Genomic DNA, 16,973 nt, shown 5'->3' on the forward strand with positions numbered 1-16,973 from the left:
CGCGAGCAGGCTCGCTCCCACCCGCACCACAGCCAACATTCGCTAAAGGTTCAAGCCTGCTGGATCGTCTTGGAAATAACCTCGACCGTGGCGCTGACCTGCTCCTCGTAGCGGTCGAGCTCCGCGCGGTGCTGCTTTTGCATTTCAATCTGTTGCGAACACAGGTTCATGGCCGCCAGCACCAGCAGGCGGTCGCCGATCAACGTCGGGAATTTACGCTTGGTATCGGCCAGGGCCGCCTTGAGCATCGAAGCGGCGTCCAGCAGCGCCTGCTCCTGCCCGGCCGGCGCCTTGATCGAGTATTCCTCTCCGAGAATCGAGACGACCGTCACCCCATCGGCACCCTGCTTCATGCGCCGACCGTTGCGGTGCTGGCGCGCTCGATCAGGGCCTGGATCCGTGCGGCGGTGGTGCCGTGCAATTCTTCCTGTTCCATCAGGTTCAGCTGAAGGCTTTCGTTTTCATCCTTGGCCTTGGCCAGTTCGGCGCTCAGGCTTTCATTCAGGCCGGTCAGGTGGCGGTTCTGTTGCACCAGGTCGTTGACCAGTTGCTCCAGCTGGCTGAGGGATGTTTCCAACATATTGAATTCCAGGCTTTTCAAGGGGGCGCGTACGATAAAGAAAAGTCACCGTCGGCGCCACGACTCAGAAGGCAGCGGTATCCCGCTCGCGAGCTGTAAAGACTGTGATCGGGAAATCTGGTTCCGACCCTTCGTCGCGCCAACCCCGATGGCGTGCGACAAAAGCACGCAGCGCCCTCAAGACTTCAGTTGCCAGACCGATAAGTCAGGAAACCAGTCACAGCCCCGCACGGACGCGCTTTTTCACGGTAACTCTCATGTCCCTACGTAATATGAACATCGCGCCGCGGGCGTTCCTGGGGTTTGCCCTGATCGGCGCCCTGATGCTGGCCCTGGGCGTATTTGCCTTGAGCCAGATGAGCAAGATCCGCGTCTCGGGCGAAACCATCGTCCAGAACAGCGTCCCGAGCATCAAGGCCCTCGACGAGTTCACCCAGCTCACCCTGCGCCTTCGCGTCCTGTCCTATCGCCTGCTGACCAACCGTGAACCGGACGTCCAGCAGAAAACCTATGAGCTGTTCGAACAACGCAATCAGCAGATCCGCGAGGCGCAGACCGCATACGAAAAGCTCATCAGCGCCCCGGATGAACGCGCCGCTTATGAGCAATACGTACAGTTGCTGAATCAGTACCGCCAGCTCGAAGAGCGGATGAAGACCCTTTCGCGCAACAACCAGCTCGATCAATTGCAAGCGCTGCTCAACACTGAATTGCTGAGCAACTCCGACGCGATCAACGCGGCGGTCACCCGCTTGATGGAAATCAACAATCGCCAGGCCGAAATGCTCAACCAGGGTGCCGCCCAACAGTACTCAACGGCTTTCACCTGGGTCGTCACCTTGCTGATCGTCGCCACCGGCCTGACCCTGCTGTTCGCCTGGCTGTTGACCAACAGCATTACCAAGCCAATCGCCAACGCCCTGGATGCTGCCGAAGAAATCGCCAAGGGCAACCTGACCCGGCCGATCGTCGTGGATGGCAGCGACGAAGCCGGCCGCCTGTTGCGGGCAATGGCGACCATGCAGGAGAAATTGCGCGACACTCTGCAGCGGATCTCCGGCTCGGCCACCCAACTGGCCTCCGCCGCCGAAGAACTCAACAGCGTCACCGACGAAAGTGCCCGTGGCCTGACCCAGCAGAACAACGAAATCGAGCAGGCCGCCACGGCGGTCAACGAGATGACCAGCGCCGTGGAAGAAGTCGCCCGCAACGCGGTCAGCACTTCCGAAGCGTCGAAGAACGCCACCACTTCGGCGGGTGACGGTCGTGACCTGGTGCAAGAGACCGTCAGCGCCATCGAACGCATGAGCGCCGACGTGCAGAGCACCGCGACGCTGATCGGCAACCTCGCCGATGAGTCCCGCGATATCGGCAAAGTGCTCGATGTGATCCGTGGCCTGGCCGACCAGACCAACCTGCTGGCACTGAACGCTGCCATTGAAGCGGCCCGTGCCGGTGAAGCCGGTCGTGGTTTTGCGGTGGTAGCCGATGAAGTACGCGCCCTCGCCCACCGCACCCAACAGTCGACCAGCGAGATCGAGCGCATGATCGGCAGCATCCAGAGCGGCACCGAACAGGCCGTGGACTCGATGCGCAACAGCACCGAACGCGCCGAGTCGACGCTGAACATCGCCCGCGGGGCCGGGATGTCCCTGGACACCATCAACACCGCCATCGTCGAGATCAACGAACGCAACCTGGTGATCGCCAGCGCCGCCGAGGAACAGGCTCAGGTGGCCCGCGAAGTCGACCGCAACCTGGTGAACATCCGCGACCTGTCGGTGCAATCGGCCACCGGCGCCAACCAGACCACCGCCGCCAGCGCCGAACTGTCGCGCCTGGCCGTAGACCTGAACAGCATGGTCGGGCGGTTCAGCCTCTGACCGCCTGTGGGTCGCTCACAGACTGTGCGCGACCCACGCTTTTGTGGCGAGGGAGCTTGCTCCTGCTGGGCTGCGCAGCGGCCCCGTCTTTAAAAGCGACGACTGCTTCGCAGCCGAGCGGGAGCAAGCGCCCTCGCCACGGTGTTTTCCTCTCTGGATCCGGTGCACATACGTCGATCCCAACCTTTTTTGACAGCATCACATTTCAACAGGTTAGAATCGCTGGCACGCAGACTGCATGGTCAGTTTGCGCCTGCCCCCTCAAGATTCCGGAGTACTGCCTTTGACTGCGACGACCATCAACAGCCTGTTCTTGATCGGCGCGTTGCTGGTGAGTGCGAGCATTCTGGTCAGTTCTCTTTCGTCGCGCCTGGGCATCCCGATCCTGGTGATCATCCTCGCCGTGGGCATGGTCGCCGGCGTGGACGGTGCCGGTATTCTTTTTGACAACTACGCCACGGCCTACCTGGTCGGCAACCTCGCGCTGGCGGTGATTCTGCTCGACGGCGGCTTGCGCACGCGGGTCTCAAGCTTTCGCGTGGCATTGTGGCCGGCGTTGTCGCTGGCCACCGTCGGCGTGCTGATCACCACCGGGCTGACCGGCCTGGCAGCGGCGTGGCTATTCGACCTGAACCTGATCCAGGGCCTGTTGATCGGTGCGATCGTCGGCTCCACCGACGCTGCGGCGGTGTTTTCGCTGTTGGGCGGCAAAGGCCTCAACGAACGGGTCAGCGCCTCTCTGGAAATCGAGTCCGGCAGCAACGACCCGATGGCGGTGTTCCTCACCGTTACCCTGATCGGCATGCTCGCCAGCGGCGAAACCGGTCTGCAGTGGAGCCTGTTGGGACACCTGGTGCGCGAGTTCGGTATCGGCGCCGTGATCGGCCTGGGTGGCGGCTGGCTGATGCTGCAACTGGTCAACCGCATCAACCTCGCCAACGGCCTCTACCCGATCCTGGTGATCAGCGGCGGCCTGGCCGTGTTTGCCCTGACCAACGCCCTGCATGGCAGCGGCTTCCTGGCCGTGTACCTGTGCGGACTGGTGATCGGCAACCGCCCGATACGCAGTCGCCACGGCATCCTGCACATGCTCGATGGCATGGCCTGGCTGGCGCAGATCGGCATGTTCCTGGTGTTGGGCCTGCTGGTCACGCCCCATGACCTGCTGCCGATCGCCCTCCCCGCCCTGGGCCTGGCCCTGTGGATGATCCTGTTCGCGCGCCCGCTGTCGGTCATGGTCGGGCTGTTGCCGTTCAAGGCTTTCCACGGTCGCGAGAAGGTGTTCATTTCCTGGGTCGGCCTGCGTGGCGCGGTACCGATCATCCTCGCGGTGTTCCCGCTGATGGCCGGTTTGCCTCACGCACAGCTCTATTTCAACCTGGCATTCTTTATCGTGCTGGTGTCGCTGCTGGTGCAAGGCACGAGCCTGCCGTGGGTCGCCAAGCTTCTGCACGTGACCGTCCCGCCAGAACCTCTGCCGATTTCCCGGGCAGCGCTGGAGGTTCACGTCACCAGCGAGTGGGAGCTGTTCATCTATCGCCTCGGTGCGGAAAAGTGGTGCATCGGCTCGCCGCTTCGGGATCTGAAAATGCCTGACGGAACCCGTATTGCGGCCTTGTTTCGTGGCCAGCAACTACTCCATCCGTCGGGTAGTACGGTCCTGGAAGTCGGTGATCTGCTGTGTGTAATCGGCCATGAACACGACCTGCCAGCCCTGGGAAAACTGTTCAGCCAGGCGCCGCAACGGGGCCTCGATCTGCGCTTTTTCGGCGACTTCGTACTCGAAGGAGACGCCCAGCTGGCCGCGGTCGCGGCGCTGTACGGGCTGCAACTCGACGGCATCGATCCGGACATGTCCCTGGGCCGCTTCATTGCCCAGAAAGTCGGGGGGGCTCCGGTGGTCGGCGACCAGGTGGAGTGGAACAGTACCCTGTGGACCGTCGCGGCCATGGACGGGAACAAGATCGGCAAAGTGGGCGTCAGATTCCCCGAAGGAAGTCGCCCGGGCCCCGGCTTGTTCCTCTAAACTGCTCCCACTCTCACTTGCTTGACCGGTCTTTATGCCTACCCTGCGCTCCTTTTTCGCCATCGCCCTGCTCGGCCTGAGTCTTTCCATCTGCACCGTCCAGGCCGCTGAACCGCCTACCAGCGCCTCGGTCCAGGCCAGCCTGGACAAGATCGCCGACCGCAAACTGCCGGAGGCCGACCAGAAAGCCTTGCAGGCCGTGTTGCAGAATACCCTGACCCAGCTCAGCAACAAGGCCGACTACGAACAGAAGCTGCAAGCCCTCAAGCAGCAACTGGCCAACGCCCCCAAGCAGAACATCGAGAACCAGCGCGAGCTGGCGCGGCTCAAGGGCACCAATGTGGTGCCGGTGGCGCAGCGCTACGCCAACCTGCCCATCCCTCAGCTCGAACAGATGCTGACGGAGCGCTCCACCCAGCAGAGCGACCTGCAAAAGGCCCTGGCCGACGCCAACAGCCTGGTGATCACCGCCCAGACCCGCCCCGAGCGCGCCCAGGCGGAAATCTCCGCCAGCCAGACCCGCATCCAGCAGATCAACACCATCCTCAAGGCCGGCCGCGACGCCGGCAAGGCCCTCAGCGCCGAACAGCGCGACCAGCTCAACGCTGAACTGGCGGCCCTCAATGCGCTGATTCCATTGCGCCGCCAGGAGCTGGCCGGCAACAGCCAGCTGCAAGACCTGGGCAACAGCCAGCATGATTTGCTGTCGGAAAAGATCGACCGCATGGAGCGAGAGATCCAGGATCTGCAGAACCTGATCAACCAGAAGCGCCTGGCCCAGTCCCAGGAAACGGTGACCCAGCAATCCATCGAAGCGCAGAAGGCCGGCGGCAGCAGCCTGCTGGCGACCGAAAGTTCGGCCAACCTGAAGCTCTCCGATTACCTGCTCAAAAGCACCGATCGGCTCAACGAGGTCACCCAGCAGAACCTGCAAACCAAGCAGTTGCTCGATAGCGTCACCCAGACCGACGCCGCTCTGGATGAGCAGATCAGCGTGCTCAAGGGCAGCCTGCTGCTCTCCAAGATTCTCTACAAGCAGCGCCAGACCCTGCCACACCTGAAACTGGACCAGAACCTCGCCGACCAGATCGCCGACATCCGCCTGTACCAGTTCGAGGTCAGCCAGCAACGCGAGCTGCTGAACAATCCAAGCGCTTATGTCGACAGCCTGCTGGCGTCCCAGCCGTCGGAGCAGGTCACGCCGCAACTGCGCAAGACGCTGCTGGAGCTGGCCCTGACCCGGGTCGACCTGTTGGAACGGCTGAACCGTGAGTTGAGCGCGGTGCTCAACGAATCCATCACCTTGCAGCTCAACCAGAAGCAACTGCTCAGTACCGCCCAGAACCTGCGGGCAACGCTCGAAGAACAGATGTTCTGGATTCCCAGCAACAAACCGCTGGATTTCGAATGGATGCGTGGCGTGCCGGCCCGCCTGGAGAAGCAGGTCGACTCACTGCCCTGGGCGTCGAGCCTCAGTGAGCTGGCCGACGGCCTGACCCAGCGGCCGCTGCTGTTCCTGCCCCTGGCACTGCTGATCGGTGCGCTGCTGTGGCGACGCAAGAATCTTTATGCGCGCTTGAACAAGGTTCACCAGGATGTCGGCCACTTCAAGCGCGACAGCCAGTGGCACACGCCCCAGGCGATCCTGATCAACATCCTGCTGGCGATGCCGGTGGCCCTGGCACTGGCGCTGTGCGGCTATGCCTTGCAGATCGACGCCCGCGGGCAGAACACCAACCTCGGCGCCGCGCTGCTGCAGATCGGCCAAGCCTGGCTGGTGTTCTATACCGCCTATCGAATCCTCTCTCCCGGAGGCGTCGCCGAGCTGCATTTCCGCTGGGAAAAACCCCAGGTGGAATTCCTCCAGGCCTGGATCCGTCGACTTGGCCTGGTGGTGCTGGCCCTGGTGGCGGTGGTTGCCGTGGCGGAGTTGCAGCCGTCGGCCCTGGCCGATGACGTACTCGGCATGCCGGTGGTGTTGACCTGCTACGCCTCGATGGCCTGGCTGCTCAGCCGACTGCTGCTCAGCAGCCCGACGCACACCAACGCCTCGCTGTTTCGCAAGGCCGTCGGCGTACTGTTCACCGCGCTGCCGATCGCATTGTTCGTCGCTGTCTGCTTCGGCTACTACTACACCGCGCTGAAACTCAGCGATCGCTTGATCAATACCCTGTACCTGCTGATGTTCTGGCTGGTAATCGAAGCCACCTTCGTGCGCGGCCTGTCGGTCGCGGCCCGGCGACTGGCCTACCAGCGCGCCCTGGCCAAGCGCCAGGCGGCCAAGGAGGTCGGCGACGGTGAAACGGTGGTCGAGGAGCCGACCCTGGACATCGAGAAGGTCAACGAACAGTCCCTGCGCCTGATCCGCCTGGCCCTGCTGGGCGGTTTCATGGCCGCGCTGTACTGGGTCTGGTCGGACCTGATCAGCGTGTTCTCCTACCTGGACAACATCACCCTCTACGAATACACCAGCGGCACCGGCGTGAACATGAGCATGGTGCCCATCAGCATCGGCGACATGCTTGGCGCGCTGATCATCATCGGTATCACCTTCGCCCTGGCGCGCAACCTGCCTGGCCTGCTGGAAGTGTTCGTGCTGTCGAAGCTGAACCTGGCCCAGGGCAGCGCCTACGCCACCACCACGCTGCTGTCCTATGTCATCGCCGGCGTCGGTTTTGTCACCACGTTGTCCACACTGGGCGTGAGCTGGGACAAGCTGCAATGGCTGGTGGCCGCGCTGTCGGTGGGCCTGGGCTTCGGCATGCAGGAGATCTTCGCCAACTTCATCTCCGGCATCATGATCCTGTTCGAGCGTCCGGTACGGATCGGCGACACCATCACCATCGGCAACCTGTCGGGCACGGTCAGCAAGATCCGCATTCGCGCGACCACCATCACCGACTTCGATCGCAAGGACATCATCGTCCCGAACAAGACCTTCATCACCGGGCAATTGATCAACTGGTCGCTGACCGACACCGTGACCCGGGTGACCCTGAAACTCGGCGTGGACTACGGATCGGACCTGGATCGGGTTCGCGAGCTGCTGCTCAAGGCTGCCCGCGACAACCCGCGCGTGCTGAAAGAGCCGGAGCCGATCGTGTACTTCCTGAACTTCGGTGAAAGCACCCTGGACCACGAGTTGCGCATGCATGTGCGCGACCTCGGCGACCGCAACCCGGTGCTGGACGAGATCAACCGGTTCATCAACCGGGAATTCAAGAAGGAACATATCAACATCTCGTTCCGTCAGATGGAGATCTACCTGAAGAACCTGCAAGGCCAGGAATACAAGCTGGTGCCCGCCGAGCCCGACCACAAGACCCTCGGGCCCGTGCCCTCGGCCGTAGCCAGCATCAAGCCCATTCCGGAGCCACCGCAACAGACACTCGACTGATCGCGGGATGCCTGCGGGCGCCCCGTCGGAGATGGCCATGAAAACACTGGAAACGCTGACTTTCGATAACCGCTTCGCCCGCCTGGGCGACGGTTTCTCGGCCCACGTGCTGCCGGAGCCCATCGACAATCCGCGCCTGGTGGTTGCCAGCCCGGCCGCGATGGCGCTGCTTGACCTGGATCCGGCCGAAGCACAGACGCCACTGTTTGCCGAAATTTTCGGCGGCCACAAACTCTGGGCCGAAACCGAGCCTCGGGCCATGGTGTATTCCGGGCATCAGTTCGGCCACTACAACCCGCAATTGGGCGATGGCCGCGGGTTGCTGCTGGGCGAGGTGTACAACGAGGCCGGCGAGCATTGGGACCTGCACCTCAAGGGCGCCGGCCAGACACCGTTTTCGCGGATGGGCGATGGCCGGGCGGTACTGCGCTCCTCGATCCGCGAATTTCTCGCCTCCGAAGCCTTGCATGCGTTGGGCATCCCGACCACGCGCGCGCTGTGTGTGATCGGCTCCGACACCCCGGTATGGCGCGAAAAGCAGGAGCGCGCCGCCATGGTGCTGCGCCTGGCGCCGAGTCATGTGCGCTTCGGGCATTTCGAATACTTCTACTACACCAAGAAACCGGAGTTGCACGCGGCCCTGGCCGAGCACGTGCTGAACCTGCATTTCCCTGAGTGCCGGGAGCAACCGGAACCGTACCTGGCGATGTATCGGGAGATTGTCGAACGCAACGCCGAGTTGATTGCCAAATGGCAGGCCTACGGCTTCTGTCACGGGGTGATGAATACCGACAACATGTCGATATTGGGTATCACCTTCGACTTCGGCCCTTTCGCCTTCCTCGACGACTTCGACGCCAACTTCATCTGCAACCACTCCGACGACCAGGGCCGCTATTCATTCAGCAACCAGGTGCCCATCGGCCAGTGGAACCTCAGCGCCCTGGCCCAGGCCCTGACCCCCTTCATCAGCGTCGACGCCCTGCGCGAGACCCTGGGTCTGTATCTGCCGCTGTACCAGGCCCATTACCTGGACCTGATGCGCCGCCGCCTCGGCCTGACCCGCGCCGAGGACGATGACCAGAAACTGGTGGAGCGCCTGCTGCAACTGATGCAGAACAGCGGCGTCGACTACAGCCTGTTTTTCCGTCGCCTGGGCGAACAGGCGCCCGAACAGGCCGTCGCCCGCTTGCGCGATGACTTTGTCGATCTCAAGGGTTTCGATGCCTGGGGCGAGCTTTACCTCGCTCGGGTCAATCGCGAGGGCGTTGTCGATCAAGCCCAGCGCAGAGCCCGCATGCACGCGGTCAATCCATTGTATGTATTGCGCAACTACCTGGCGCAGAAAGCCATCGACGCCGCCGAATCAGGCGACTACGAAGAAGTCCGCCGCCTCCACGGCGTACTGTCCCGTCCGTTCGAAGAACAACCGGGCATGGACAGCTACGCCGAAAGGCCGCCGGAATGGGGCAAGCACCTGGAGATCAGCTGCTCGTCGTAACGACCTGCCAGACACATGGCCCCCGTGGCGAGGGAGCTTGCTCCCGCTGGGCTGCGAAGCAGTCCTGAAAGACCGACGCAGTCGTCCAGGTAAACCACGACGGCTACGCCGCCGAGCGGGAGCAAGCTCCCTCGCCACGGCTTCAGATTGTCAGGGAGAGAGAGTATTCGCGAGCAGGCTCGCTCCCACATTGGGAGCGATGTGATCGCGATATAGACCACAACACCAAACTCCTGTGGGAGCGAGCCTGCTCGCGATGGCGATCTTCAATCAACCGCCCACCTCCGGGCTACCCGCTCACCCCGCCTTATCGTTCCCCTGCTCAGGCGTCTCGATGCCAGATTCCGCTTCTTCCGCCGCCGGTTCCGCCGGTTTTTTTTCGTCGGGATACCCCGGCATGCCGCGGGCGTCTTCCGGGGTCAGCTCATCGCGATCATGGCGGTCATCGGTCGCATAGGCCGTGGCGGCGTTCGGGTCTTCGTCGCGGCCGGCGGTGCCAAGCACGAAGCCGTCGTCGTTGGGGTTGTCCAGCGTCTGGGGAAGGGTTGGGTCTTGAGGATTGCTCATGGGACCTCCGGGTTCGCAAAAATTACGTTGTGGTGTTTTGAGGGTCTGGCGGGCTCGGGGTGCGGCTCATCTGATGAATGGCGCAGCGCATCGTTCCTAAAATAGAACGCTAAGGCTGATTTTTGCAGTCTGGCGCGACAAAGGTGTCGGTTTTAATCTTTACCCATCGAAACGCAACACGGATTGAAGCCGGCGCTTCGGCCAGATGGATCACCGATTTACCGACATCTAGAAACCCTTACTCACGCCGAAACGTTCGGCCACCAAAACTTAGAGGACTACGCCATGACTACTTCCTACAACCGTCTCGACAAAGATAACGCCGCCGTTCTGCTGGTGGACCACCAGGCTGGCCTGCTGTCGCTGGTGCGCGACATCGACCCGGACCGTTTCAAGAACAACGTGCTGGCCCTGGCTGACCTGGCCAAGTACTTCCAACTGCCGACCATCCTCACCACCAGCTTCGAAACCGGCCCCAACGGCCCGCTGATGCCAGAACTCAAGACGCTGTTCCCGGACGCGCCTTACATTGCTCGTCCTGGCCAGATCAACGCCTGGGACAACGAAGATTTCGTCAAGGCGATCAAGGCCACCGGCAAGAAGCAGTTGATCATCGCCGGTGTCGTGACTGAAGTCTGCGTAGCCTTCCCGGCCCTGTCGGCCCTGGCCGAAGGTTTCGAGGTGTTCGTAGTGACCGATGCGTCCGGTACGTTCAACGAACTGACCCGCCAATCGGCGTGGGACCGCATGTCCTCCTCGGGCGCGCAATTGATGACGTGGTTCGGCCTGGCCTGCGAACTGCACCGCGACTGGCGCAACGATGTGGAAGGTCTGGCGACCCTGTTCTCCAACCACATCCCGGACTATCGCAACCTCATGACCAGCTACAACACGCTGACCAACGCGAAGTAACGGCCACACCATTTCCCTTGTGGGAGCGAGCTTGCTCGCGATAGCGGTCTGACAGTCGATGCAGTATTGACTGAGACGCCGCCATCGCGAGCAAGCTCGCTCCCACAGGTTTTTGTGGTGGTTTCGATATAATGTTCAACCTGTACCAACGATTTTCAGGAGACCGACCCGATGCTGATCCCCTGCCCTCATTGCAACGGCCTCAATCGCATCCCCGCCGAACGCCTGGGCGACCAGCCCAAGTGCGGACGTTGCAAGGCCCAGGTGTTATTGAGCGAACCGTTCGAACTCAAGCAAGGCGACTACGCCAGCCAGATCAAGGGCGACCTGCCGCTGTTGGTGGATGTCTGGGCAGACTGGTGCGGTCCGTGCAAGTCCTTCGCGCCGGTCTTCGAACAGGCCGCCGCGCAGCTGGCGGGTAAATGCCGACTGGCCAAGCTCGACAGCGAGGCCAACCAACAACTGTCGGCCCAGCTGGGGATTCGCTCGATTCCCAGCCTGATTCTGTTCAAGGATGGCCGGGAGGTTGCCCGGCAGAGCGGGGCGTTTCCTTTGCCGCAGCTGATGAATTGGTTGCGCGGCCAGGGGATCTGACCTCAGCACCGTAGGAGCGAGCCTGCTCGCGAAAGCGGACTGTCAGGCAGCTCCAATGTTGAATGTGCCACCGATTTCGCGAGCAGGCTCGCTCCCACAGTGGATTTGTGCAAGCCAGTCAGTCGGCGTTTTCCAGCAGATTATGCAACTCCACAAACTGCTGGGTCAGCTTATGCCGCGGGTCCAGGTGGATCAGCGGCAGGCTCGCCTGGTGCGACTCACGCATGCGCACCGAACTGCTCAGGTACACCGGTAACACCGGCAGGCCTTCGGCAATCAATTCGTCGAGGATCTGCTGCGGCAGGCTGGCGCGGGCCTGGAACTGGTTGACGACGATGCCTTCGACTTCCAGGCCTTCGTTATGGTCGTCCTTCAGCTCTTCGATTTCCGCCATCAGGCCATACAGCGCCTGGCGAGAGAAGCTGTCGCAATCGAAAGGAATCAGTACCCGATCAGCCGCGATCAGCGCTGAAACCGCATAGAAGTTGAGGGCTGGCGGAGTATCTAGGTAGATCCGGTCGTAGTCCTCGTCGAGCTCTTCGAGCAGCTTGCGCAGCTTGTTGATCTTGTGTTTCGCCTCAAGCTTGGGCTGCAGATCCGTCAGCTCTGCCGTGGCGGTGATGACATGCAGGTTGTCAAACGGCGTCTCGTAGATATCGACCTTGTTCTTCTTCGAGAAGGGCCCCGACGACAGGGTCTGCTTGAAGAAGTCGGCGATCCCCATGGGAATGTCATCGCCGGTCAGGCCAGTCAGGTATTGAGTGGAGTTGGCCTGGGCATCCAGGTCCACCAACAGCGTGCGATAACCCTCGCTGGCGCTGACCGCCGCCAGATTGCAGGCGATGCTGGACTTGCCCACGCCACCTTTCTGATTGAACACCACACGCCGCATGACAAAACCTCCGTGTATCAAAGATTCCCGAGTGTAGTAGGCCAAGGCGCCGCTTCGCTACCTCGGTCATGGACGGATTACAGTGTCGGTGGCTTTTTCGGACAACCGAGCGTCAATACCCCGACCAAGTGACAGAAGCGTCCGACAGACAGCCTCGACACAACCGCAATAATGGCCATGCCCGAACCGGGGCTGACCAGCCGACGGATTTCTCTGGACAAAATGTAACCAGCATTTGCTACAAGCCAACCGCACCGGGATAATGCGCGCCACTTGGGCCGCAAGGCCATGCAGGGTTGGGCGCGGGTCAAGCCACTGAACCGTGACAAGAAAAAGCCCGCAGGGGTGGGATGAGTCTGTGATCAATTTCAACATCGCCCAATGGCGCGCATGGGCCCCTGGGCTCGAAAGCGTGGACGATTGGCAGGCATGGAGCCGACAACCGGCCGTGCCGCCCATCAGCGATGCGGCCCCTGACGTGTCGTTCCTGCCCGCCATGCAGCGCCGCCGACTCAGCCGCCTGGCGCGCATGGCGTTCAGCGTCGCCTGGCCACTGGCCGAAGGTCGGCCGGACCTGCCGTTGGTCTTTATTTCCCGTCACGGCGAAACCCCGCGCACTTTTGAGATTCTCAAGGACCTGGCAGCCGATCAGCCTTTATCGCCGACACAGTTCAGCCTGTCGGTGCATAACGCCGTCATAGGCCTGTGGTCGATCATGCGCGGCGAAACCAGCGAGATGACCGCCCTCGCCGCTACCGGCGACGGCCTGGAGCACGGCATGCTGGAGGCCGCCGCACTGCTGAACGAGGGTGCGCCGGCGGTACTGCTGGTGATCACTGAAGAGCAACCACCGCAGGTGTACGCGCCGTGGGTCAACGACGTGCCGTTTCCCTACGCGCTGGGGCTCCTGCTGACTTCGGGAGACGACTGGCAACTTGAATTATCCAGCCCGCCGGCACCGATGCCCGGCAGCGACTGGCCCCATGCCCTGGATCTGCTGCGTAAGCTGCTGGAAAACGACACCACCTGCCAACATGCCTGGAAGAATCGTCTATGGACCTGGCAACGCAACCGGTGACCGGTAAACATCGCGACGCCTACTACTGGCGCCTGCTCGCAACTGCTGCAAGCTTCGCCCTCTTCGGGCTGGGCGGGCTGTGCCTGCGACTGGTGGTGTTCCCGTTGCTCAGTGCGTTACCCGGCGATCCCACGGCCCATCGGCAACGGGCCCGCCGCACGGTTGGACGTCTGTTCTGGTTCTTCATCCGGTTCATGGCCCGTACTGGCGTGCTCACCTATCGAATCGACGGCGCGGAGAAACTCGGCCGGCCCGGGCAGATGATCATCGCCAACCACCCTTCGCTGATCGACGTGGTGTTCCTGATCGGGCTGGTGCGCGACGCCAACTGCGTGGTCAAGCAGAGTCTCTGGACCAACCCCTTCACCCGTGGCCCGCTGCGCTCGACGCAATACATCAGCAACGATGGCAGCATGGACATGCTCGATGCAGCCAGTGACGCGCTGCAAGACGGCCAGTGCCTGATCGTCTTTCCCGAAGGTACGCGCACCCAGCCAGGCCAGGCCCCGGCCTTTCATCGCGGGGCCGCGGCCATCGCCCTGCGGGGCGCGAAGATCCTCACACCCGTGACGATCAAGGTCAGCCCCACCACCCTGACCAAGGCCGAACCCTGGTATCGCATCCCCCAGCGGCGCGTGCACTTCAGTTTTCGCGTGGGGGCCGATATAGACCCACAAGCCTTCACCGCGCTTGGCCCCCCGCCGCAGGCTTCGCGCCGGCTCAACGATTTTCTGCATCACTATTACATCAAGGAGCTCGCCGAAGATGAGCGATCTGCACCGTGACATCAAACAGCTGATCATCGACGCCCTTGGCCTGGAAGACATCGCCGTCGAGGACATCGGCGACGACCAGACCCTGTTCGGCGAAGGCCTGGGCCTGGATTCGGTGGATGCCCTGGAGCTCGGCCTGGCGATTCAGAAGCAGTACGGCATCAAGATCGACGCCGACGCCAAGGACACCCGTAACCATTTCAGCAATGTGGCAAGCCTTGCGGCCTTCGTCACTGCAAAACGCCCCTGAGACCGGACCATGCAAACTCGCGACGACATTTTCAACATTCTGCGTGCTGCACTGGTCGAGCTCTTCGAGCTGGACCCCGATCACGTGACGCTGGAAGCCAACCTCTACCAGGATCTGGAAATCGATAGCATCGATGCGGTCGACCTGATCGACCACATCAAGCGCCAGACCGGCAAGAAGATTGCCGCCGAAGAATTCAAGTCGGTGCGCACCGTCAACGACGTGGTCGAGGCGGTCTATCGACTGGTCCAACCGGCCGCATGAGCCGGCTGATTGGCCTCGGCCTGCTGCTGGCGGGCCTGCTGTACCCCTTCGCGGTGTATTTCGGCATGGAGCACTTTGCTCCATGGCAGTTCGGGCTGTTATTGGGTGGCCTGTGGCTGGCCCGGGCGTTACTCGGCAAAGGCAACCCCGGCAGTCGCTGGATGGCGGCCTCGGCGATTGCCTTTTGTGTATTGCTCGCGGTGTTCGACAGCCCGCTCCTGCTGCGCTGGTATCCGGTGCTGATCAGCGCGTTCATGCTCGGGCTGTTCACCCTGAGCCTGAAATATGGCCCGCCGATGGTTGAACGCCTGGCCCGCCTGCGGGAACCGCAATTGCCGGCCAGGGCGGTGATCTATACCCGCCAGGTGACAGTGGCCTGGAGTGTGTTTTTCCTGTGTAACGGTGTGCTCGCTGCGGTCCTGACGCTTTGGGCGCCGCTGAGCTGGTGGATGTTGTACACCGGCCTGATTTCCTACGGACTGATGGGCCTGATGTTTGCCATTGAATGGCTCATACGACAACGGGTAAGAGGCCGCCCATGAATTGGATAACACTTGAGCAGATGCTGCTCAAGGCCCAGCCGGACCGTGTTGTTGCAGTCGCCCCGGCATTAAACCACTCGCAACTGCGCGACGACGCGCTCTGCCTGGCCGCTAGCCTGCAAGCCCGGGACATCCGGCGCGTGGCCGTGCATTTCGAAGATGCCGCCGACCTCGCGGTGGCCCTGCTCGGCGCCTGGCGCGCCGGGGCGCAGGTGCTGCTGCCCGCCGACCTGCAAGCGCAAACCCGCCAGCGCTGGTCGGCCGACGTCGACTTGTGGCTGACCGACCTGCCCGTAGACGCCCGGCCCGACGAGATCCGCCAGGCGCCGCTGGAGGCTGCCGAACTGGACCTCGATCAGTGCTGGTTGACCCTGTGCACCTCCGGCTCCAGTGGCGAGCCCAAGCGCATCGAGAAAACCCTGCGCCAGCTGAGCAATGAAGTCCAGGCGCTGGAGCAATTGTGGGGCGCCGACCTCGGTCCGCAGGCCTGCATGATCGGCAGCGTCGCCACCCAGCATATCTACGGTCTGCTGTTCCGGGTGCTGTGGCCGTTATGCGCCGGACGCACCTTTGTGCGCCGGCAGTTGGCTTTCCCGGAAGACCTTCAGCGCGCCAGTCGCGAGCATCCGGCATTTGCCTGGGTCGCCAGCCCGGCGCTGCTCAAGCGCATGGGCGACAATCTCGATTGGCCGGCCTTGAGCAGCGTACGTCGGGTGTTCTCCTCCGGCGGCGCACTGCCGGCCGAAGCAGCCCGCAGCCTTCAGCAACGCCTGGGACAATGGCCAACGGAAGTGTTCGGCAGCTCGGAAACCGGCGGTATCGCCTGGCGTCAGGGCGGCGACCTCTGGCAACCCTTTGCCGGCGTCGAACTGGGCCAGGACAGTGACGGCGCCCTGCTGATTGCTTCGCCTTATCTCCCAAGCGGCCATGTCGAGCACAGCGCCGACGCGGCGCGTATCACCGAGGACGGGCGCTTCGAATTGCTCGGCCGCCTGGATCGCATCGTCAAGCTTGAAGAAAAACGTATCTCGTTGCCAATGCTGGAGCAGGCGCTGACGGCCCACGACTGGGTCAGCGAAGCACGGCTGGGGGTGGTCCAGGAAAATCGTGCTTCTCTCGGCGCACTGCTGGTGCTCAGCGAAACCGGCCTGCATGCCTTGCGCAACCTGGGCCGACGAGCCATGACCGAGGCCCTGCGCCAGCACCTGAGCGGACATTGCGAAACCCTGGCCCTGCCGCGACGCTGGCGCTGGCTGCGGCAACTGCCGTTCAACGGCCAGGGCAAACTGGCCCAGGCCGAGGTCGAAGCTTTGCTGATGGCGCCACGTCCGAAGGCGCCTGAAGTGCTCGACCAAGGCGAGACCGACGGCGAATGGAACCTGCGTCTGGCCGTGCCGCCAGACTTGGCGTACTTCAGCGGTCACTTCCCCACCGCGCCGGTCCTGCCCGGCGTGGTGCAGGTGGACTGGGCCTTGAACCTGGGCCGCCAACTGATGGAGTTGCCGCCGCGGTTCGTCGGCATGGAAGTGCTGAAATTCCAACAATTGGTGCGCCCCGGCGATGAAATCCAGCTACACCTGCGCTTCGATCGCGAGCGCGGCAAGTTGTATTTTACCTATCGCAATGACACCGCGGCGTGCTCCAGTGGGCGGATTGTTCTGGGGGTGGCCGATGACTAACCGCACCGCTGTCCTGTGGCGAGGGAGCTTGCTCC

The 16,973-nt window shown here is 62.5% G+C and carries 15 protein-coding genes and 2 pseudogenes; 13 read left to right on the plus strand and 4 right to left on the minus strand.

Features of this window, described 5'->3' with window-relative positions; genetic code table 11:
- Positions 1 to 50: 50 nt before the first annotated feature.
- Together J3P84_RS25180 and J3P84_RS25185 are read right to left on the minus strand one after the other, a co-directional pair.
- Positions 51 to 353: a cell division protein ZapA gene (locus J3P84_RS25180; RefSeq protein ID WP_434626425.1), complete on the minus strand. Its 303-nt coding sequence runs from the start codon at positions 351 to 353 to the stop codon at positions 51 to 53.
- Positions 350 to 580, minus strand: a complete 231-nt coding sequence (locus J3P84_RS25185) for a hypothetical protein (RefSeq protein ID WP_305497293.1) — start codon at positions 578 to 580, stop codon at positions 350 to 352. The genes J3P84_RS25180 and J3P84_RS25185 overlap by 4 nt, the downstream gene beginning before the upstream one ends.
- 323 nt (positions 581 to 903) lie before the next feature.
- Here J3P84_RS25185 and J3P84_RS25190 point away from each other — a divergent pair.
- The 5 genes and pseudogenes from J3P84_RS25190 to selO form a co-directional block, all read left to right on the plus strand.
- Positions 904 to 1,560, plus strand: a pseudogene (locus J3P84_RS25190) (MCP four helix bundle domain-containing protein); the annotation flags it as partial.
- 303 nt (positions 1,561 to 1,863) lie between these two features.
- A pseudogene (locus J3P84_RS25195) lies at positions 1,864 to 2,463 on the plus strand (methyl-accepting chemotaxis protein); the annotation flags it as partial.
- 283 nt (positions 2,464 to 2,746) lie between these two features.
- The gene (locus J3P84_RS25200; protein WP_434626426.1) at positions 2,747 to 4,489 is read left to right on the plus strand and encodes a potassium/proton antiporter; all 1,743 of its coding nucleotides are present in this window, start codon (positions 2,747 to 2,749) and stop codon (positions 4,487 to 4,489) included.
- A 34-nt stretch (positions 4,490 to 4,523) separates the two neighbouring features.
- On the plus strand, positions 4,524 to 7,886 hold the full coding sequence (gene mscK, locus J3P84_RS25205; protein WP_434626427.1) for a mechanosensitive channel MscK: 3,363 nt from the start codon (positions 4,524 to 4,526) through the stop codon (positions 7,884 to 7,886).
- Positions 7,887 to 7,923: 37 nt separating this feature from the next.
- Positions 7,924 to 9,387, plus strand: a complete 1,464-nt coding sequence (gene selO, locus J3P84_RS25210) for a protein adenylyltransferase SelO (protein ID WP_434626428.1) — start codon at positions 7,924 to 7,926, stop codon at positions 9,385 to 9,387.
- A 297-nt stretch (positions 9,388 to 9,684) separates the two neighbouring features.
- On the opposite strand, the gene J3P84_RS25215 is transcribed toward selO, so the two are convergent.
- Complete coding sequence (locus J3P84_RS25215; protein WP_434570094.1) at positions 9,685 to 9,954, minus strand: hypothetical protein; 270 nt, start codon at positions 9,952 to 9,954, stop codon at positions 9,685 to 9,687.
- Between the two features lie 285 nt (positions 9,955 to 10,239).
- Here J3P84_RS25215 and ycaC point away from each other — a divergent pair, with 285 nt between their 5' ends.
- Complete coding sequence (gene ycaC / locus J3P84_RS25220) at positions 10,240 to 10,866, plus strand: isochorismate family cysteine hydrolase YcaC (protein WP_018603387.1); 627 nt, start codon at positions 10,240 to 10,242, stop codon at positions 10,864 to 10,866.
- A gap of 171 nt (positions 10,867 to 11,037) precedes the next feature.
- Positions 11,038 to 11,460, plus strand: coding sequence for a thioredoxin TrxC (gene trxC, locus J3P84_RS25225; protein WP_434602606.1), 423 nt, complete (start codon positions 11,038 to 11,040; stop codon positions 11,458 to 11,460).
- Positions 11,461 to 11,578: 118 nt separating this feature from the next.
- Here trxC and J3P84_RS25230 read toward each other — a convergent pair whose 3' ends face one another.
- Positions 11,579 to 12,352, minus strand: a complete 774-nt coding sequence (locus J3P84_RS25230; protein ID WP_305497306.1) for a ParA family protein — start codon at positions 12,350 to 12,352, stop codon at positions 11,579 to 11,581.
- 358 nt (positions 12,353 to 12,710) lie between these two features.
- Between J3P84_RS25230 and J3P84_RS25235 the strand changes: the two genes are divergently transcribed.
- From J3P84_RS25235 to J3P84_RS25260, 6 genes are read left to right on the plus strand one after another with little or no spacing between them, the layout of a single operon-like run.
- Positions 12,711 to 13,430: a beta-ketoacyl synthase chain length factor gene (locus tag J3P84_RS25235; RefSeq protein ID WP_434570100.1), complete on the plus strand. Its 720-nt coding sequence runs from the start codon at positions 12,711 to 12,713 to the stop codon at positions 13,428 to 13,430.
- The gene (locus tag J3P84_RS25240) at positions 13,406 to 14,215 is read left to right on the plus strand and encodes a lysophospholipid acyltransferase family protein (RefSeq protein ID WP_434570102.1); all 810 of its coding nucleotides are present in this window, start codon (positions 13,406 to 13,408) and stop codon (positions 14,213 to 14,215) included. Before J3P84_RS25235 ends, J3P84_RS25240 begins: the two co-directional genes overlap by 25 nt.
- A complete protein-coding gene (locus tag J3P84_RS25245) occupies positions 14,196 to 14,453 on the plus strand; it encodes a phosphopantetheine-binding protein (RefSeq protein ID WP_434570104.1) in 258 nt (85 codons plus the stop codon). Before J3P84_RS25240 ends, J3P84_RS25245 begins: the two co-directional genes overlap by 20 nt.
- 9 nt (positions 14,454 to 14,462) lie before the next feature.
- Entirely contained in the window at positions 14,463 to 14,717 is a 255-nt protein-coding gene (locus J3P84_RS25250) for an acyl carrier protein (RefSeq protein ID WP_434626430.1), read from the plus strand.
- The gene (locus tag J3P84_RS25255; protein ID WP_434626431.1) at positions 14,714 to 15,259 is read left to right on the plus strand and encodes a hypothetical protein; all 546 of its coding nucleotides are present in this window, start codon (positions 14,714 to 14,716) and stop codon (positions 15,257 to 15,259) included. Before J3P84_RS25250 ends, J3P84_RS25255 begins: the two co-directional genes overlap by 4 nt.
- Positions 15,256 to 16,938: an AMP-binding protein gene (locus tag J3P84_RS25260; protein ID WP_434626432.1), complete on the plus strand. Its 1,683-nt coding sequence runs from the start codon at positions 15,256 to 15,258 to the stop codon at positions 16,936 to 16,938. Before J3P84_RS25255 ends, J3P84_RS25260 begins: the two co-directional genes overlap by 4 nt.
- The last annotated feature ends 35 nt before the right edge of the window (positions 16,939 to 16,973 follow it).

The sequence above is a fragment of the Pseudomonas sp. Z1-29 genome, assembly GCF_051131995.1.
GTDB lineage: Bacteria > Pseudomonadota > Gammaproteobacteria > Pseudomonadales > Pseudomonadaceae > Aquipseudomonas.

Excerpts from the sequence above, each read along its gene's own strand:
- J3P84_RS25215 (WP_434570094.1), bottom strand. The coding sequence starts at position 9,954 with ATGAGCAATCCTCAAGACCCAACCCTTCCCCAGACGCTGGACAACCCC.
- J3P84_RS25185 (WP_305497293.1), bottom strand. The coding sequence starts at position 580 with ATGTTGGAAACATCCCTCAGCCAGCTGGAGCAACTGGTCAACGACCTG.
- mscK (WP_434626427.1), top strand. The coding sequence starts at position 4,524 with ATGCCTACCCTGCGCTCCTTTTTCGCCATCGCCCTGCTCGGCCTGAGT.
- J3P84_RS25180 (WP_434626425.1), bottom strand. The coding sequence starts at position 353 with ATGAAGCAGGGTGCCGATGGGGTGACGGTCGTCTCGATTCTCGGAGAG.
- J3P84_RS25260 (WP_434626432.1), top strand. The coding sequence starts at position 15,256 with ATGAATTGGATAACACTTGAGCAGATGCTGCTCAAGGCCCAGCCGGAC.
- J3P84_RS25230 (WP_305497306.1), bottom strand. The coding sequence starts at position 12,352 with ATGCGGCGTGTGGTGTTCAATCAGAAAGGTGGCGTGGGCAAGTCCAGC.
- J3P84_RS25245 (WP_434570104.1), top strand. The coding sequence starts at position 14,196 with ATGAGCGATCTGCACCGTGACATCAAACAGCTGATCATCGACGCCCTT.
- selO (WP_434626428.1), top strand. The coding sequence starts at position 7,924 with ATGAAAACACTGGAAACGCTGACTTTCGATAACCGCTTCGCCCGCCTG.
- ycaC (WP_018603387.1), top strand. The coding sequence starts at position 10,240 with ATGACTACTTCCTACAACCGTCTCGACAAAGATAACGCCGCCGTTCTG.
- trxC (WP_434602606.1), top strand. The coding sequence starts at position 11,038 with ATGCTGATCCCCTGCCCTCATTGCAACGGCCTCAATCGCATCCCCGCC.
- J3P84_RS25250 (WP_434626430.1), top strand. The coding sequence starts at position 14,463 with ATGCAAACTCGCGACGACATTTTCAACATTCTGCGTGCTGCACTGGTC.
- J3P84_RS25240 (WP_434570102.1), top strand. The coding sequence starts at position 13,406 with ATGGACCTGGCAACGCAACCGGTGACCGGTAAACATCGCGACGCCTAC.
- J3P84_RS25255 (WP_434626431.1), top strand. The coding sequence starts at position 14,714 with ATGAGCCGGCTGATTGGCCTCGGCCTGCTGCTGGCGGGCCTGCTGTAC.